The organism is Halomonas sp. BM-2019 (assembly GCF_017584085.1).
Genome location: NZ_CP071922.1, coordinates 1,815,093 through 1,828,215, shown reverse-complemented (window position 1 = coordinate 1,828,215; position 13,123 = coordinate 1,815,093). Strand labels below are relative to the sequence as shown.

The 13,123-nt window shown below is 69.9% G+C and carries 16 protein-coding genes; 3 read left to right on the top strand and 13 right to left on the bottom strand.

The features are described from left to right. The 4 genes from J5F18_RS09220 to J5F18_RS09205 all read right to left on the bottom strand — a co-directional run. On the bottom strand, positions 1-851 hold an 851-nt coding region (locus tag J5F18_RS09220; protein ID WP_346301947.1), incomplete at its 3' end, for a hypothetical protein. A gap of 133 nt (positions 852-984) precedes the next feature. Next, the gene (locus J5F18_RS09215) at positions 985-1,725 is read right to left on the bottom strand and encodes an RNA pseudouridine synthase (RefSeq protein ID WP_346301946.1); all 741 of its coding nucleotides are present in this window, start codon (positions 1,723-1,725) and stop codon (positions 985-987) included. Continuing rightward, the gene (locus tag J5F18_RS09210; protein ID WP_346301945.1) at positions 1,722-2,384 is read right to left on the bottom strand and encodes a hypothetical protein; all 663 of its coding nucleotides are present in this window, start codon (positions 2,382-2,384) and stop codon (positions 1,722-1,724) included. Before J5F18_RS09210 ends, J5F18_RS09215 begins: the two co-directional genes overlap by 4 nt. A 1-nt stretch (position 2,385) precedes the next feature. Further along, positions 2,386-3,060, bottom strand: a complete 675-nt coding sequence (locus J5F18_RS09205) for a hypothetical protein (protein WP_346301944.1) — start codon at positions 3,058-3,060, stop codon at positions 2,386-2,388. Positions 3,061-3,155: 95 nt separating this feature from the next. Between J5F18_RS09205 and J5F18_RS09200 the strand changes: the two genes are divergently transcribed. Beyond that, positions 3,156-4,187 carry a serine hydrolase gene (locus J5F18_RS09200; protein ID WP_346301943.1) on the top strand — a complete coding sequence of 344 codons (1,032 nt, stop codon included), beginning with the start codon at positions 3,156-3,158 and terminating at the stop codon, positions 4,185-4,187. Between the two features lie 162 nt (positions 4,188-4,349). After that, the gene (locus tag J5F18_RS09195) at positions 4,350-5,285 is read left to right on the top strand and encodes a YihY/virulence factor BrkB family protein (protein ID WP_346301942.1); all 936 of its coding nucleotides are present in this window, start codon (positions 4,350-4,352) and stop codon (positions 5,283-5,285) included. Here the strand turns inward: J5F18_RS09195 and J5F18_RS09190 are convergent. The 9 genes from J5F18_RS09190 to J5F18_RS09150 all read right to left on the bottom strand — a co-directional run bounded on the left by J5F18_RS09190 (position 5,282) and on the right by J5F18_RS09150 (position 12,113). Beyond that, on the bottom strand, positions 5,282-5,512 hold the full coding sequence (locus J5F18_RS09190; protein WP_346301941.1) for a lipopolysaccharide assembly protein LapA domain-containing protein: 231 nt from the start codon (positions 5,510-5,512) through the stop codon (positions 5,282-5,284). The genes J5F18_RS09195 and J5F18_RS09190 overlap by 4 nt on opposite strands. A 116-nt stretch (positions 5,513-5,628) precedes the next feature. Further along, positions 5,629-6,243, bottom strand: coding sequence for a HupE/UreJ family protein (locus tag J5F18_RS09185; protein WP_346301940.1), 615 nt, complete (start codon positions 6,241-6,243; stop codon positions 5,629-5,631). 85 nt (positions 6,244-6,328) lie between these two features. Beyond that, positions 6,329-6,976 (bottom strand): urease accessory protein UreG, encoded by a 648-nt coding sequence (ureG, locus tag J5F18_RS09180; protein ID WP_346301939.1) that lies wholly within the window; start codon positions 6,974-6,976, stop codon positions 6,329-6,331. A gap of 236 nt (positions 6,977-7,212) precedes the next feature. Further along, positions 7,213-7,896: an urease accessory UreF family protein gene (locus tag J5F18_RS09175; RefSeq protein WP_346301938.1), complete on the bottom strand. Its 684-nt coding sequence runs from the start codon at positions 7,894-7,896 to the stop codon at positions 7,213-7,215. A 13-nt stretch (positions 7,897-7,909) separates the two neighbouring features. Further along, positions 7,910-8,446, bottom strand: a complete 537-nt coding sequence (ureE, locus tag J5F18_RS09170; protein ID WP_346301937.1) for an urease accessory protein UreE — start codon at positions 8,444-8,446, stop codon at positions 7,910-7,912. 231 nt (positions 8,447-8,677) lie between these two features. Continuing rightward, entirely contained in the window at positions 8,678-10,393 is a 1,716-nt protein-coding gene (gene ureC, locus J5F18_RS09165) for an urease subunit alpha (RefSeq protein ID WP_346301936.1), read from the bottom strand. Then, complete coding sequence (locus tag J5F18_RS09160) at positions 10,390-10,710, bottom strand: urease subunit beta (RefSeq protein WP_346301935.1); 321 nt, start codon at positions 10,708-10,710, stop codon at positions 10,390-10,392. The genes ureC and J5F18_RS09160 overlap by 4 nt, the downstream gene beginning before the upstream one ends. 154 nt (positions 10,711-10,864) lie before the next feature. Beyond that, a complete protein-coding gene (locus tag J5F18_RS09155; RefSeq protein ID WP_346301934.1) occupies positions 10,865-11,167 on the bottom strand; it encodes an urease subunit gamma in 303 nt (100 codons plus the stop codon). A 25-nt stretch (positions 11,168-11,192) separates the two neighbouring features. Further along, entirely contained in the window at positions 11,193-12,113 is a 921-nt protein-coding gene (locus J5F18_RS09150; protein ID WP_346301933.1) for an urease accessory protein UreD, read from the bottom strand. A gap of 402 nt (positions 12,114-12,515) precedes the next feature. Here J5F18_RS09150 and J5F18_RS09145 point away from each other — a divergent pair, with 402 nt between their 5' ends. After that, positions 12,516-13,082, top strand: coding sequence for a phosphoribosyl-AMP cyclohydrolase (locus tag J5F18_RS09145; protein WP_346301932.1), 567 nt, complete (start codon positions 12,516-12,518; stop codon positions 13,080-13,082). The last annotated feature ends 41 nt before the right edge of the window (positions 13,083-13,123 follow it).

Sequence of the window (13,123 nt, the reverse complement as noted above, 5' to 3'; positions counted from 1 at the left end):
AGGTCATCGCGCTCGGCACGGGCCTCCTGGACCTCGGCCAGCGCTGCATCGCGCTCCTCGCGGGCCTCGCCGACCTCCTCGGCGACCTCATCGCGCCAGATCTCCAGCGCTTCGATCTCCTCCTCCAGGGCCGCGAACTGGGCCTCGCGCTCCTCGAGCTCGGCCTCGACCCCGGCCAGCTGCGATTCGGTCTCCGCGACCCGCTCGCGCAGCGCCTCGAGCTCGGCCTCGGCCTCGTCACGGGCCGCCTCGGCCTCCTCGCGAGCCGCAGCCGCCTCCCGACGCTCCTCCTCGGCCGCCTGGCGGGCACCCTCGGCCTCCTGACGTGCCTCTTCGGCATCCTGTCGAGCGGCCTCGGCGTCGTCGCGAGCCTGCTTGACGGCCTCCTGCTCCTCGTTCAGCGCCGCCAGGGCCTCCTCCAGCTCCGCCTTCTGCGCCGCCAGGCCCTCGAGCTCCTCCTCGAGGGCCTCGCGCTGCTCGGTCAGCGCGGCAAGGCGCGACTCGGCCTCCTCGATCTCCGCGTTCAGGCGCTCGAGCTCACCGCGGGCCTCGGCCTGCTCCTCGGCGATGGCGGCCTCGGCGGCGTCGCGTTCGTCCTGCAGCTCGGCCAGGCGCGCCTGCAGGACCTCGATCTCCTCGCCGGCCTCGTCGCGTTCGTCGAGCTGGCCGACCAGCTCCTGATTGCGCGACTCCAGGGCGGCAAGTTCGGACTCCAGTGACTCGCGGGCCTCGCGATGGGACCCGGCGTTGGACTGGGCGACGATGGCCCAGATGACGGCGACGGCGGCCACACCCGCCAGCCCCCTGACACGGTTATCCTTGAACGGCGACGTCTGGGCGGTTTCCGACATGGATGCATCCTCTCTGATTCGGCGTCGTGAACGGCACCGGTCGGCACTGCCGAGCGGTATGGGTACCTCGATGCCAGCATACAGAGGGGGTCACCCAGGGGAAAGGGACGCTGCCCCCCGGTCGGCTCAACGCTCAGAACCGCTCCCCGCCCCTCAGGTAGCGCCACTCGCCGACCGGCACCCGGCCCAGCGACACCCCGCCGATCCGCAGCCGCCGGGTAGCCACCACGCTCAGCCCCACGGCGCCGCACATCAGCTCCAGCTGACCAGGCACCCGGCCCTTCAGCGCGAAGCGCAGGCGGGTCTCGCTCTGCCAGCTCACCCTGGCGGGCGCCAGCCGCCGCCCCGGGACCGCCGTGCCTTCCCGCAGCGACTCGAGCTGACGCTCGTCGAGGCCGCCGATCACCTCCACCTGCCACTCCTCCTCCACCCGCGCACGCCCCTCCTCGAGGCGTCGCGCCACCCCGCGGTCCTGGGTGAACACCAGTAGCCCCGCCTCGCCGGGGCCCAGGGGCAGCAGCGTCACCAGACCGCGGAAGTGCGCCTTGAGGGGCGCCTGGCCGGCGGGGTCCTCCGCCCAGTGACTGCTCTTGCGGATCAGCCGTCTGGCCAGATCCTCGCCTTCGCCAGCGTCGGCGATATCGATGTCGGCAGGCGCGTTGAGCAGCAGCGTGGCCGGCGGGATCTCCCGAGGCGTGGCGCCGGGGGCGAGCTCGAGACGCTGATCGAGGACCCTGAACTGGGGCTCCTCGACGACCCGGCCATCGACCCTTACCCAGCCGCCGGCGATGTAGAGTTCGGCCTCGCGGCGCGAACAGGGCAACAGTCGAGCCAGCCGCTTGGAGAGCCGCTCTCCGTCCTGGGTGTCACTCATCGCTGATCTCTCATTCCATTCTGGTAGATCCCGTGGTGGGGTGGCGCCTCGAGGCGCCAGTTGGAGAGCCAGGGGATGCCCCGCACCTCCACCCCCAGGCTGCGCAGCCAGCGGGCGGTGACCAGGTTGGACTGGTGCGTCAGCCAGTAGGCTCGGGGATAGGGCACGAAGCTGAGATCGAACTCCTCGCTGTAGACCGGCGTCACTCCCGGGACCTCGAAATAGGCGTCCAGGCGGCGCTTGAGCGCCACCACCCGCGCCTCCTCGGCGACCAGCGGGTAGACCACCTCGACGCCCTCGGGCGCCAGACGCCGCAGGTCCGCCTCGACGCTTAGCGCTGCGTGCTCGCCGCGACCCAGGCCGCTGGCGGTGGGCCACAGCAGCGCCGAGATGCCGGCAAGCGCATGCCGCTCGCCCTCCACGTACCAGCGCCATTCGCCGTAGCTGTAGCGCACCACCCCGCCCTCGCGGCGGGGCAGCACCAGGCTGGCGTGGTGGCCATGGTCGAGCAGGTAGACCGGCACCGGGGCGACGGGCGCCTCGGGTGGGGTCAGCCGACCGGCACAGCCGGCCAGCGCCAACAGGCCCAGCAGCAGCAGCCCTTGGCTCAGCAGCACTCTGATCGACAGCGCCCTGGTCAACAACCCAAGAATCGCCATCTCAGCTGGCCAGCCAGATGCAGTGCCTGGCCCCCTTGCCGGGCCGGTGGGCGCGCACCGTGACCGTCTCCACCAGCAGGCCGACCCGGCGCAGGCGCTCGGTGAAGGCGGCGTCCTGGCCCGCCGACCACACCGCCAGCACCCCGTCGGGGCGCAGCGCCTGCTGGGCGGCGGCCAGCCCCCTGGGGGAGTAGAGCCAGTCGTTCTCGCGCCGCGTCAGCCCCTCGGGGCCGTTGTCCACGTCCAGCATGATGGCATCGAAGCCGCCGGGCTCGCGGCGCAGCAGCTCGCCCACGTCCCCCAGGCTGACCCGGGTGCGCGGGTCGTTCAGGGGGTAGCCGGCGGCGGCGCCGAGCGGGCCCCGGTTCCACTCCACCACACCCGGCACCAGCTCGGCCACCACCACCTCGGCGTCATCGCCCAGGGCGGCCAGCGCCGCGGCCAGAGTGAAGCCCATGCCCAGGCCGCCCACCAGCACCCGGGCACCGGGGCGGTCGGCGACGCGCTGACAGGCGAGCTCCGCGAGGGCATCCTCGGAGCCGTGCAGGCGGGTGTTCATCAGCTCGCCGGGGGACCCGGCGATGCGGATGGAGAATTCGTCGTTGCGCTGCAGCAGGCGCAGCTCGGTGCCCTTGCCAGGGATACTGGCGGTGCCGATCAGTTCGAACTTGGCCATGGTGTCTCACCGGCAATGGTAGATGGGTGGCGGAACCCAGCGGCCGCTGGCGCCTCGAATGTCAGGCCCACGCCAAGGCCGACAAGGAGCCCTCGATGCCGAACCTGAGCCCCCTGCGCCCCCTGCTGGGGGGAATCATTATGCTGGCTGTGGCCGCGGCATGCCATGCGCAGGCCGAGGCGACCTCGGGCCCGCCCCGGCTGGCGCCGGCCGCCCTGGAGCGCCTCGACGACGAAGCGGCCCGACTCGAGCGCCTGCACGCCGTGGTGGTGGCCGAGCGGGGCGAGATCCGCTTCGAGCGCGCCTACGGTGGACCCGGGGTCGACCGGCCGGCCAACATCAAGTCGCTCTCCAAGACGGTGCTGGCAGCCCTGGTCGGCGCCGCCATCGAGGCGGGCGTGATCGATTCCCCCGACCGCCCGGCGGCCGATCTGCTCGGCGATCGGGTGCCGGCCGAGGCCGACCCGCGGGTGCGGGAGATCACCGTGGGCCACCTGCTGTCGCTGCAGGCCGGCCTCGAGCGCACCTCCGGCGGCAACTACGCGGCCTGGGTGGCCAGCTCCGACTGGGTGCGCGACGCCCTCTCGCGTCCCTTCGTCGACGAGCCGGGCGGGCGCATGCTCTACTCCACGGGCTCGAGCCACCTGCTCTCGGCGGCGCTGACTCGCGCCGGCGGCGAGAGCACCCTGGCCCTGGCGCGGCGGCTGCTGGGCGAGCCGCTGGAGATCGCCATCCCCGAATGGCCGCGGGATCCCCAAGGGATCTACTTCGGCGGCAACGACATGCAGCTCTCGCCGCGGGCACTGGTGCGAATCGGCGAGCTCTACCGCCAGGACGGCGTCATCGACGGCACGCGGGTGCTGCCCGAGGGCTGGGTCGAGGCCTCCTGGACACCCCGCGGCACCTCGCCCTGGACCGGCGACGGCTACGGGTACGGCTGGTTCATCACCGAGCTCGCCGGCGAGCGCGCCTACTATGGGCGAGGCTTCGGCGGCCAGGCGCTCTACGTCATCCCCGACCGGGCACTGACCATCGCGGTCACCTCGGACCCCCATCCACCCTCTCCCGGCGGGCAGTTCCAGCAGGAACTGCATGCCCTCGTCGAGGGCATGCTGGTTGTGGACTGAGCGGGCGGAATCGTTGAGCCGGGACACAGCCCTCGGGACGGGTGTCGCTACCGCATCGGGTCCCGGCTGACCCGGCGCTGCGGGGCTAGTCGCGACCCGAGCATTGGCGCCGACCAGCACGCCGGGCCTATGATGCAGGAACGCCCATGGATGACCAGGCTCATGACCTCTCCTCCCCCGGCGCGCCGCTCACGCCACCGCCTCTTCATCCTGCTGCCACGAGTGATGCGATTCATGTGGCGGGTACTTACCGCCTTCCTGCGCAACCGCGGCATCCTGCTGGCGGGTGGGGTGGGCTACAACATCCTGCTCTCCATCGTCCCGCTGTTCGCCCTGCTGGTGGTGTTACTGGCTCGGGTGGTGGACGAGACCCACCTGCTCGAGGTGCTCAGGGTGCAGGCACAGCACCTGGCCCCAGCCCATGCCGAGGTGCTGCTGGAGGCGGTGCGCGCCCTGCTCGACACCCGCGATGTGATCGGCATCCTGGGCTTTCCGGTGCTGCTGCTGTTCAGCTCCTTCGTCTTCCGCATGCTGGAGGACGCCCTGGCGATCATCTTCCACGCCCCGGATACCCACCATCACGGCCGCAGCGCCTGGGTCTCGGTCCTGTTGCCCTACGCCTTCATGGTGGTGCTCGGCGCAGGCCTGCTCGCCCTGACCCTGCTGGTCAGCCTGGCCAGTGCCCTCAACGCCCTGTGGCTGGCGCTGTTCGGCCGCGAGCTGCCGATGGCCGGGCTCTCGGGGCCGGTGCTCAACCTGGCCAGCTTCCTGGGAGTCTTCGCCCTGTTCAGCGCCATCTACAAGGTGCTGCCGGTGGTGCGGGTGGCGCTGCGCCGGGCGGTGATCGGCGGGCTTGTCGCCGCCCTGCTGTGGGAGGGGGTACGCCTGCTGCTGGTCTACTACTTCGCCAACATCTCCTTCGTCAACGCCGTCTATGGCTCGCTGGCCACCCTGATCGTGCTGTTGCTGAGCCTGGAGGTGGGCGCCATCATCCTGCTGCTCGGCGCCCAGGTGATTGCCGAGCTGGAGCACAACGCGCGACAGGGGTTGCCCTGGCACATTGATCCGCGGCGCCAGGCGGTCACCCATGTGGACTAGTCGCGCCTCGCCTGGCCCTGGCCGTTACGACGCAGCCGACGGATCGCCCCCAGCAGGCTCTTGCCGCTGACCATGCCGAGCAGGTAGACCGCCATCAGCAGCAGCGCCAGGGGCAGCGACAGACCCCAGACCAGGAAGCGCACCTCGACGGTGGCGAAGTTCTGCACCAGAAGGATCACCACCAGCAGCGTGATGGCAATCTTCACGCCCAGCCACAGCTTGTCCATCTTCCTCTCCCTGTCCAGTCGGCCCTCTCAAGCTGGTCAGCCTCCCGAGGCTTGTCAAGCGGAGCCCAACCCAGAGCGCCCGGCCAAGGCCGGGCGCAGGCGCTGGGGGGTGGCGGCTAGCCCAGCGCGAAGAAGGCCCCGGCGGCGGCGATGGCGACCCCCAGGCCCCGCAGCAGGCGGCTCTGGCGGGCCATCAGCCAGGCGCCTCCCAGGCGCCCGGCGAAGGTGATGGCCAGGGTGGCCAGGGTGAAGCCGGCCAGGTAGGCGAGCTGGGAGGCGCCGTGGGGCATCTCGCTGCCATGGGCGTGGCCGTGGAAGAGCATAAAGAGCACGATCACCCCGGCACCGACGGCGGTGGGCACGCTGACCAGGGCGGCGATCAGCACGCCGGCCAGCAGCACGCTCATGGCGATGCCGAACTCGACGCCGGGCAGGGCCACACCGCCCCAGGCGAGCCCGGCGCCGAGCAGCATGCCGGCCGCGGCCAAAAGCGGGGCGCCCAGGCTCAGGACCCGGGACTGGCGCAGGCTCCAGAGGCCCACGGCGAACATCGCCAGCAGGTGGTCGAGCCCCAGCAGCGGGTGGGCGAGACCGGCGGCAAAGCCGCCCTCATGGTGGTGGTGATGGCCCGGATGGGCCAGGGCCGTACCGGCCAGCAGCAGCAGGACCGGGGCGGCGGCGAGAGCCGCCAGGGCAGCGCGCTGGGTGAAAGACGTTGAGAGTGAGGCCATGGCGGCGATCTCCTTGCCGGGGTATCGGGTAGGTATCGAGTAGGTATCGGGTAGGTATCGAGTCGCTATCGGTGGGTAATGGGCATCAGGCGGTAGCGCCGGCGCCGGCATCCGCCTGGGGCCGGCGCTCCGGCAGCATGCCGCGGTCGAGGATGAAGCGGATGATCGTCTCGAGCCCCACGCCGTCGTAGAGGTTGGTGAAGACGAAGGGGCGTTCGCCGCGCATCTTCCGGGAGTCGCGCTCCATCACCTCGAGGGAGGCATGCACCTGCTCGGCGATATCGATCTTGTTGATGATCAAGAGGTCCGACTTGGTGATGCCCGGGCCACCCTTGCGGGGGATCTTGTCGCCGGCAGAGACGTCGATCACATAGAGGGTGAGGTCGGAGAGCTCGGGGCTGAAGGTGGCCGAGAGGTTGTCGCCGCCGGACTCCACCAGCACCAGCTCGAGGCTGGGGTGGCGCCCCTGGAGCTCGTCGATGGCGGCGAGGTTCATGGAGGCGTCCTCGCGGATGGCGGTGTGGGGGCAGCCGCCGGTCTCCACGCCGAGGATGCGATCGGCGGCGAGCGCCTCGTGGCGCAGCAGGAAGTCGGCATCCTCCCGGGTGTAGATGTCGTTGGTGACCACGGCGATATCGTAGTGGTCGCGCAGGGCCAGGCAGAGCTGCTTGAGTAGCGCCGTCTTGCCGGAGCCCACCGGGCCGCCGACGCCAACGCGTAAACAATGGGTCATGGTCGTCTCTCCTCCTATCTATCACTTTCATTCTGTCGCAGCCATGGCGGTCGGCTGCATGCTGCGCCGAGGCTGCCCCCTATGGGGTCAGACCCCAGCCGTGCCCCCTATGGGGTCAGACCCCAGCCGAGTCACAAAGCCCATCATGGTGCACCTTACGCGCGGACTCGACGCCGCCGGGGTCTGACCCCATAGGGACCCGGCCTTGCTAGGCGCTAGGCGCTAGGCGCTCAACCCTAGCTCCGAAACAGTCGCGAATACTGGGTCTCGTGCAGGGCGCTGGCTAGCGCCAGGCCTGGCAGCGCCGGGCCGAGGGCGTCGTCGGGCAGCGCCAGTGCCTCGTCCACCGCGGCGATCAGGGCCGAGCGCAGCCGTTCGACGATTCGCTGGGCGGCGGTGTGCCCCAGGGGCAGCGCCTTGCAGGCCACCGCCAACTGGTTCTCCAGCCAGGCCCAGGCGAAGCCGAGCAGCGCCTGGCGCACCGGAATGCCGCGCACCCGGGCCGCCCAGGCAAACAGCGTCACATAGCCCGCCCCTGCCGGTAGCTCGGGCGCCGCCGGCAGCAGCTCGAGGCTGCCCAGCAAGCGCTTGAGCGAGACCCCCAGGCGTGCATCCTCGGCGGCGAGCTCCGCGGTCTCACGATTGGCGGCAAGCCAAGCGTCCCACGCGGCCACCGCCTCGCCGTCGCCTTCCGACCAGGCGGCGTGCAGGCGCGAAAGCGCCGGCAGCTCGCAGCGGGTCAGGCCATCCTCGAGCACCCCTTCGAGCCAGTCGCCGAGGCTCGCCTCGTCGCTCACCCAGCCCAGCTCGAAGGCGCTCTCGAGCCCCTGGGAGAAGGCGAAGGCGCCGATGGGCAGCGCCGGACTGACCAGCTGCAGCAGTCCGAGCAGCGCCAGGTCGTCGCCCGGCGCCCTCTCCATCGGCGCCTCTGGCTCAGTGGGCATGGGGGTGGCCATGCTCGTGCTCATGGTCGTGGGTGTGCCCGTGTGAATGGCCGTGGGAGTGCCCGTGCCCGTGGCCGTGCCCGCCCAGCTGCTGGTAGGCGCCGGGCTCCGGGTCGAAGGGGGCCTGGTGGTGCTCGAGCCGCGCGCCGAGCAGTGCCGCCAGCTCCTCCAGCACATGGTCCGGCGGAAAGCGCACGTATCCCCCCTTCTCGTCCTCGCCCAGCGCCAGCTGCACATGGCGGTTGCCCAGGTGGTAGGCGAGCCGCGCCAGGGGCAGGCCGGGGGCGATGCGCGCGGTGACCACCGGCTCGTCGGCGGCGCGGATGCGCACCACCTCGCCGCCCTCGGCGCACAGGCCCTCGCCGTCGCGCAGCACCGGGCCGCGGTCCAGAAAAAGGCCGAGGTCGCGGCCGGCGTCGCTCGTCGCCTTGAGGCGGCCGCGAATACGCAGCTCATAGGGCAGCGTCAGGGTATCGCTGGCCTGGTCCGCCGCGATGGGGCCCAGGCGTTCGGTGAGTTTCAGCATTGAACAACCGCTCCTCTGGTGTCTCGAGACGAGCCAGCCCTGGCATCGTCTCGTTAAATTCTGGCTCGGAGCCTATTAGCCGCGGCTAACCCGGCGACAGGTCTAGGCGGGGGCGCTGTAAATACGTCCCTGTACGCTACCGATTCCTTCCCTGGAATCGGACCCCCGCTGCGACCTGTCCCCGGCGCCGCTCACCTTGGTGTCTACCGCTCGGCGCTCGGCGCTAGGCGCTCAGAACAAGTGATAGCGCTGGGCCAGCGGCAGCTCGGTGGCCGGCTCGCAGGTCAGCAGTTCGCCATCGCAGCGCACCTCGTAGGTCTGGGGGTCGACGCTGAGCTCGGGGCAGGCGTCGTTGAGCTTCATGTCCCCTTTCCTGACGCCGCGCACGTTCTTGCACGCCACCAGCCGACTGGCGAGGCCCAGCCGCTCCTGGATCCCCGCGTCCAGAGCCGCCTGGCTGACGAAGCTGACCCGGGTCTCGCTGGCCGCCCGCCCCAGGGCGCCGAACATCGGCCGGTAGTGCACCGGCTGGGGCGTGGGGATCGAGGCGTTGGGATCGCCCATGGGGGCCATGGCGATCATGCCCCCCTTGAGGATCAGAGCCGGCTTGACGCCGAAGAAGGCCGGGCTCCAGAGCACCAGGTCGGCCAGCTTGCCTACCTCGATGGAGCCCACCTCGTGGCCGATGCCGTGGGTGATGGCCGGGTTGATGGTGTACTTGGCGATGTAGCGCCGGGCGCGGAAGTTGTCGGCGCCCAGCGCCTCGTCCTCGGGCAACAGGCCCCGCTGCACCTTCATCTTGTGGGCGGTCTGCCAGGTGCGGCACACCACCTCCCCCACCCGGCCCATGGCCTGGGAGTCGGAGGAAATCATCGAGATCACGCCGAGATCCTGGAGGATATCCTCGGCGGCGATGGTCTCGCGGCGGATGCGCGAATCGGCGAAGGCCACGTCCTCGGGGATGTTGGGGTCCAGGTGGTGGCACACCATCAGCATGTCGAGATGCTCGTCGATGGTGTTGACCGTGTAGGGCCGGGTTGGGTTGGTGGAGGACGGCAGCACATAGGGCTTCGAGCAGGCGGTGAGGATGTCCGGCGCATGGCCGCCCCCGGCCCCCTCGGTGTGGTAGGTGTGGATGCCGCGCTCCTTGAAGGCGGCCAGGGTATCCTCCACGAAGCCCGACTCGTTGAGGGTATCGGTGTGGATGGCGATCTGCACATCGTAGCGCTCGGCCACCGAGAGGCAATTGTCGATGGAGGCTGGGGTGGTGCCCCAGTCCTCGTGGAGCTTGAGGCCCATGGCGCCGGCCTCCAGCTGCGCTTCCAGCCCCTCGGGCAGGCTGGCATTGCCCTTGCCCAGCAGGCCGATGTTCATGGGCAGCCCGTCCACCGCCTGGAGCATGCGGCCGAGATGCCACTCGCCCGGGGTGCAGGTGGTGGCCTTGGAGCCGGTGGCGGGCCCGGTGCCGCCGCCCAGCATGGTGGTGATGCCACTGGCCAGCGCCTCCTCCACCTGCTGGGGGCAGATGAAGTGGATATGGGCGTCGATGCCGCCGGCGGTGAGGATCATGCCTTCGCCGGCGATGATCTCGGTGCCGGGGCCGATGACGATCTCCACGTCGGGCTGGGTATCGGGGTTGCCCGCCTTGCCGATGGCGCTGATCCGTCCGGCCTGGATCCCGACGTCGGCCTTGACGATGCCCCACCAGTCGAGGATCAGGGCATTGGTGATCACGGTGTCCATCACGCCGTCGTCGGCGCACTGACTCTGGCCCATGCCGTCGCGAATCACCTTACCGCCGCCGAACTTTACCTCCTCGCCGTAGTGGGTGGCGTCGCGCTCCACCTCGATCCACAGCTCGGTGTCGCCGAGGCGTACCCGGTCGCCCACCGTGGGGCCATACATATCGGCATAGGCCTGACGGCTGATCGTGTTGACCGGCTTCATGATGCGTCTCCCTCCAGCTTGCCCATCACCTCGCCGCGGAAGCCGTAGATCTCCCGCTTGCCCGCGAAGGGGATCAGCGTCACCTCACGGGTCTGGCCCGGCTCGAAGCGGACCGCCGTGCCGGCGGCCACGTCGAGGCGATAGCCGCGGGTCTTGTCGCGGTCGAAGACCAGCGCCGGGTTGGTCTCGGCGAAGTGGTAGTGGGAGCCGACCTGGATCGGCCGGTCACCGGTATTGGCCACCTCGACGGTGATCCGTTCGCGCCCCTCGCAGAGCGCGATCTCGCCGTCCTGCAACTGATACTCACCGGGAATCATGGGGTTCTTCCCTCTGGTTTAATGCTGCTGAACAGCTAAAACTGAGCGAACGAAGGCCAGGCAAGGCGGCGAGCGGCAAAAAAGCGGAGTTTACTTTAGTAAATGAGCAATTTTTGTCGCGAAGCCAACACAGCATGGCCGAGTGCAGCCAGTTTTAGACAATCGGACTATGAACGGTGACCAGCTTCGTGCCATCCGGAAAGGTGGCTTCCACCTGCACCTCGTGGACCATCTCGGCCACCCCCTCCATGACGTCGTCGCGGCCGAGGATCTCGCGGCCGGCGCTCATCAGCTCGGCCACGCTGCGGCCATCGCGGGCGCCCTCCATGATCTCGAAGCTGATCAGCGCCACCGCCTCGGGGTAGTTGAGCTTCAGGCCGCGGGCGCGGCGGCGCTCGGCCAGCTGAGCGGCCAGGAAGAGCATCAGCTTGTCCTTGTCGCGGGGGGTCAGTTCCATGGCGTCGTCTCGTCTGTGAAGGGAATCAGGTCAGCCAGATGCGCGGGATCTCGGCCTCCAGGCCCAGCAGCCGCGGGCGCAGCACCCGCCAGGCGGCCTCGCAGAGCGCCCAGGCCTCGCGCCGCTCATCCCCCAGGTAGCGTAGCAGCAGCACGCCGTGGCGCACGGTCACCGCCCAGCGGGGCGAGGCGGGCAGGCGTTCGCGCAGCGCCTCGATGGCCGCCCCCTCGTCGCCCAGCCCCACCGCCCAGAGGGTCGCCTGGACGCTGGCGCCGCCCTGCCCCCAGCGGCCGCGAAAGCGCGGGTGGGCCGGGTCGAGCGGCTGGCGCTCCAGCCACAGCGGCTTCCCGTCCCGGGTCAGGCGAAAGCGCTGCTCGAGGCGCCCCGAGCGGTAGGGCAGTTGGCTTGCCGGCCGGCCCAGGGCCAGCTGCTCCCAGCCCAGGCAGCGGGCCTGGCCTTCGAGTTCGATGGTCGTCGACTGCTCACCGCGGGAACCGTCGAAGGCCAGCGTCTCCTGGGGCAGCCACTCCAGGGTGCCGCCATCGGCGACCTGGAGATGCGTGGACTGGCGCCAGGCCACCCCATGGCTGTCGGCGCGGTAGAGCTTGCCCGCGGCGGGCGTGGTGAGCAGGGCATGGGCGCCGGCCTCGACCCGCGCCGAGATCGTCAGGGCATCGCCGCTGACCAGCCCACCCGGCGGATGCAGCAGATAGAGATGGCAGGCGCCCAGGCGGCCCTCCGGGTAGAAGGGACGCTGGACCCGCAGCGGCCCCCGGTGGCGCGCCCGGGTCAGCCGCGTCGCCCCCTCCCGGGCGGCGAAGCGCAGCGAAAGCGTCGCCTCCCAGTGGCGCCCGGCATCGAAGCGGTGGCCAGATGCCGGCGGCGGGGTGGTCGGTGAAGAAGGGACCGTCGGCGGCTTGGCGGAGAGGGGTTCATGCGCGGTCATGGGTGGCCCGTGGCGGCGTGATCATGACCAGGTTGAGCAAGGGGCGTACCAAAGTGGTGAGATCACCAACTTTCTTCTTATATTCAATTGCTTGAAATTTAAAAGGAGCCGCCGCCGGGTGTCGCTTGCCTTATTGCGGTGCGCCTGGCAATGGGCATACGCACTGTATTGGTGCTATCGATCGGTCAGGCGAGCCACGACGGTGCATCGTGGCCACCGACGGGCGCTCGACCGCCATCGGTACCGCGTTGCACGGGCGGCGGAGCGAAGCACGCCTCCGAGCCACTCAGCGTGCTGAACGAGGAAGAGGCAGATGGCGGCTGGCATCCCGGGAGCGCTCAGGTAAAGTAACAGCGCGATTTCGATCGCAAGGTATCACCACACAGGAAAGGGAGAGATTCCATGATGCTGAAGACGATATTGGCGGGTACCGCTCTGGGACTTGGCCTGGGCGTCGGCGCTCTGGCCAACGCCGCGCCGGTCACCCATCTGGGAGGAGACATCACAGAAGAGCAGGTGCTCGCCGCCCAGCAGGCCTGGGGGGAGGCCCTGGTCGCCATCTCGAATGCGTACGAGGACGAGGGCATCGACGCCGCCCGCGAGCTCGCCCTGGAGATCATCGACAGCGCCTATGGCTATGCCATGGGCCCGGTGCTGTTCAAACCCACCCTGGCCGCGCCCCCCCAGACATTCCGTACGACCCCGGAAGGTGCGCTGGCCTACTTTGTGGGCCATGACGACGAGTTCCCCGGCGACAGCGGCTTTGCCCTGCAGGGCTGGCAGGAGGTCGAGATCGAGAATGCCGCCATCCTGATCAGCGGCGACGTCGCCCTGACCATGGGCACCGTGTCGATTCTCGATGCCGATGGCCATACCACCACCGTCGACAAGAGCTGGGGCTACCACCTGGACGATGAGGGTGAGCTGCGCATCATCCTGCATCACTCCTCGCTGCCCTACGGCGACTGACCCTCCTTCGTAGGGCGGCGAGCGGGCGCTCCACTCCTGCT

Bases quoted from the DNA above. Each gene is read 5' to 3' on its own strand.
- J5F18_RS09210 (WP_346301945.1), bottom strand. From the start codon at position 2,384: ATGGCGATTCTTGGGTTGTTGACCAGGGCGCTGTCGATCAGAGTGCTG.
- J5F18_RS09150 (WP_346301933.1), bottom strand. From the start codon at position 12,113: ATGACCGCGCATGAACCCCTCTCCGCCAAGCCGCCGACGGTCCCTTCT.
- J5F18_RS09155 (WP_346301934.1), bottom strand. From the start codon at position 11,167: ATGGAACTGACCCCCCGCGACAAGGACAAGCTGATGCTCTTCCTGGCC.
- J5F18_RS09195 (WP_346301942.1), top strand. From the start codon at position 4,350: ATGACCTCTCCTCCCCCGGCGCGCCGCTCACGCCACCGCCTCTTCATC.
- J5F18_RS09190 (WP_346301941.1), bottom strand. From the start codon at position 5,512: ATGGACAAGCTGTGGCTGGGCGTGAAGATTGCCATCACGCTGCTGGTG.
- J5F18_RS09200 (WP_346301943.1), top strand. From the start codon at position 3,156: ATGCCGAACCTGAGCCCCCTGCGCCCCCTGCTGGGGGGAATCATTATG.
- ureG (WP_346301939.1), bottom strand. From the start codon at position 6,976: ATGACCCATTGTTTACGCGTTGGCGTCGGCGGCCCGGTGGGCTCCGGC.
- J5F18_RS09205 (WP_346301944.1), bottom strand. From the start codon at position 3,060: ATGGCCAAGTTCGAACTGATCGGCACCGCCAGTATCCCTGGCAAGGGC.
- ureE (WP_346301937.1), bottom strand. From the start codon at position 8,446: ATGCTGAAACTCACCGAACGCCTGGGCCCCATCGCGGCGGACCAGGCC.
- J5F18_RS09185 (WP_346301940.1), bottom strand. From the start codon at position 6,243: ATGGCCTCACTCTCAACGTCTTTCACCCAGCGCGCTGCCCTGGCGGCT.
- J5F18_RS09175 (WP_346301938.1), bottom strand. From the start codon at position 7,896: ATGGAGAGGGCGCCGGGCGACGACCTGGCGCTGCTCGGACTGCTGCAG.
- J5F18_RS09145 (WP_346301932.1), top strand. From the start codon at position 12,516: ATGATGCTGAAGACGATATTGGCGGGTACCGCTCTGGGACTTGGCCTG.
- J5F18_RS09215 (WP_346301946.1), bottom strand. From the start codon at position 1,725: ATGAGTGACACCCAGGACGGAGAGCGGCTCTCCAAGCGGCTGGCTCGA.
- ureC (WP_346301936.1), bottom strand. From the start codon at position 10,393: ATGAAGCCGGTCAACACGATCAGCCGTCAGGCCTATGCCGATATGTAT.
- J5F18_RS09160 (WP_346301935.1), bottom strand. From the start codon at position 10,710: ATGATTCCCGGTGAGTATCAGTTGCAGGACGGCGAGATCGCGCTCTGC.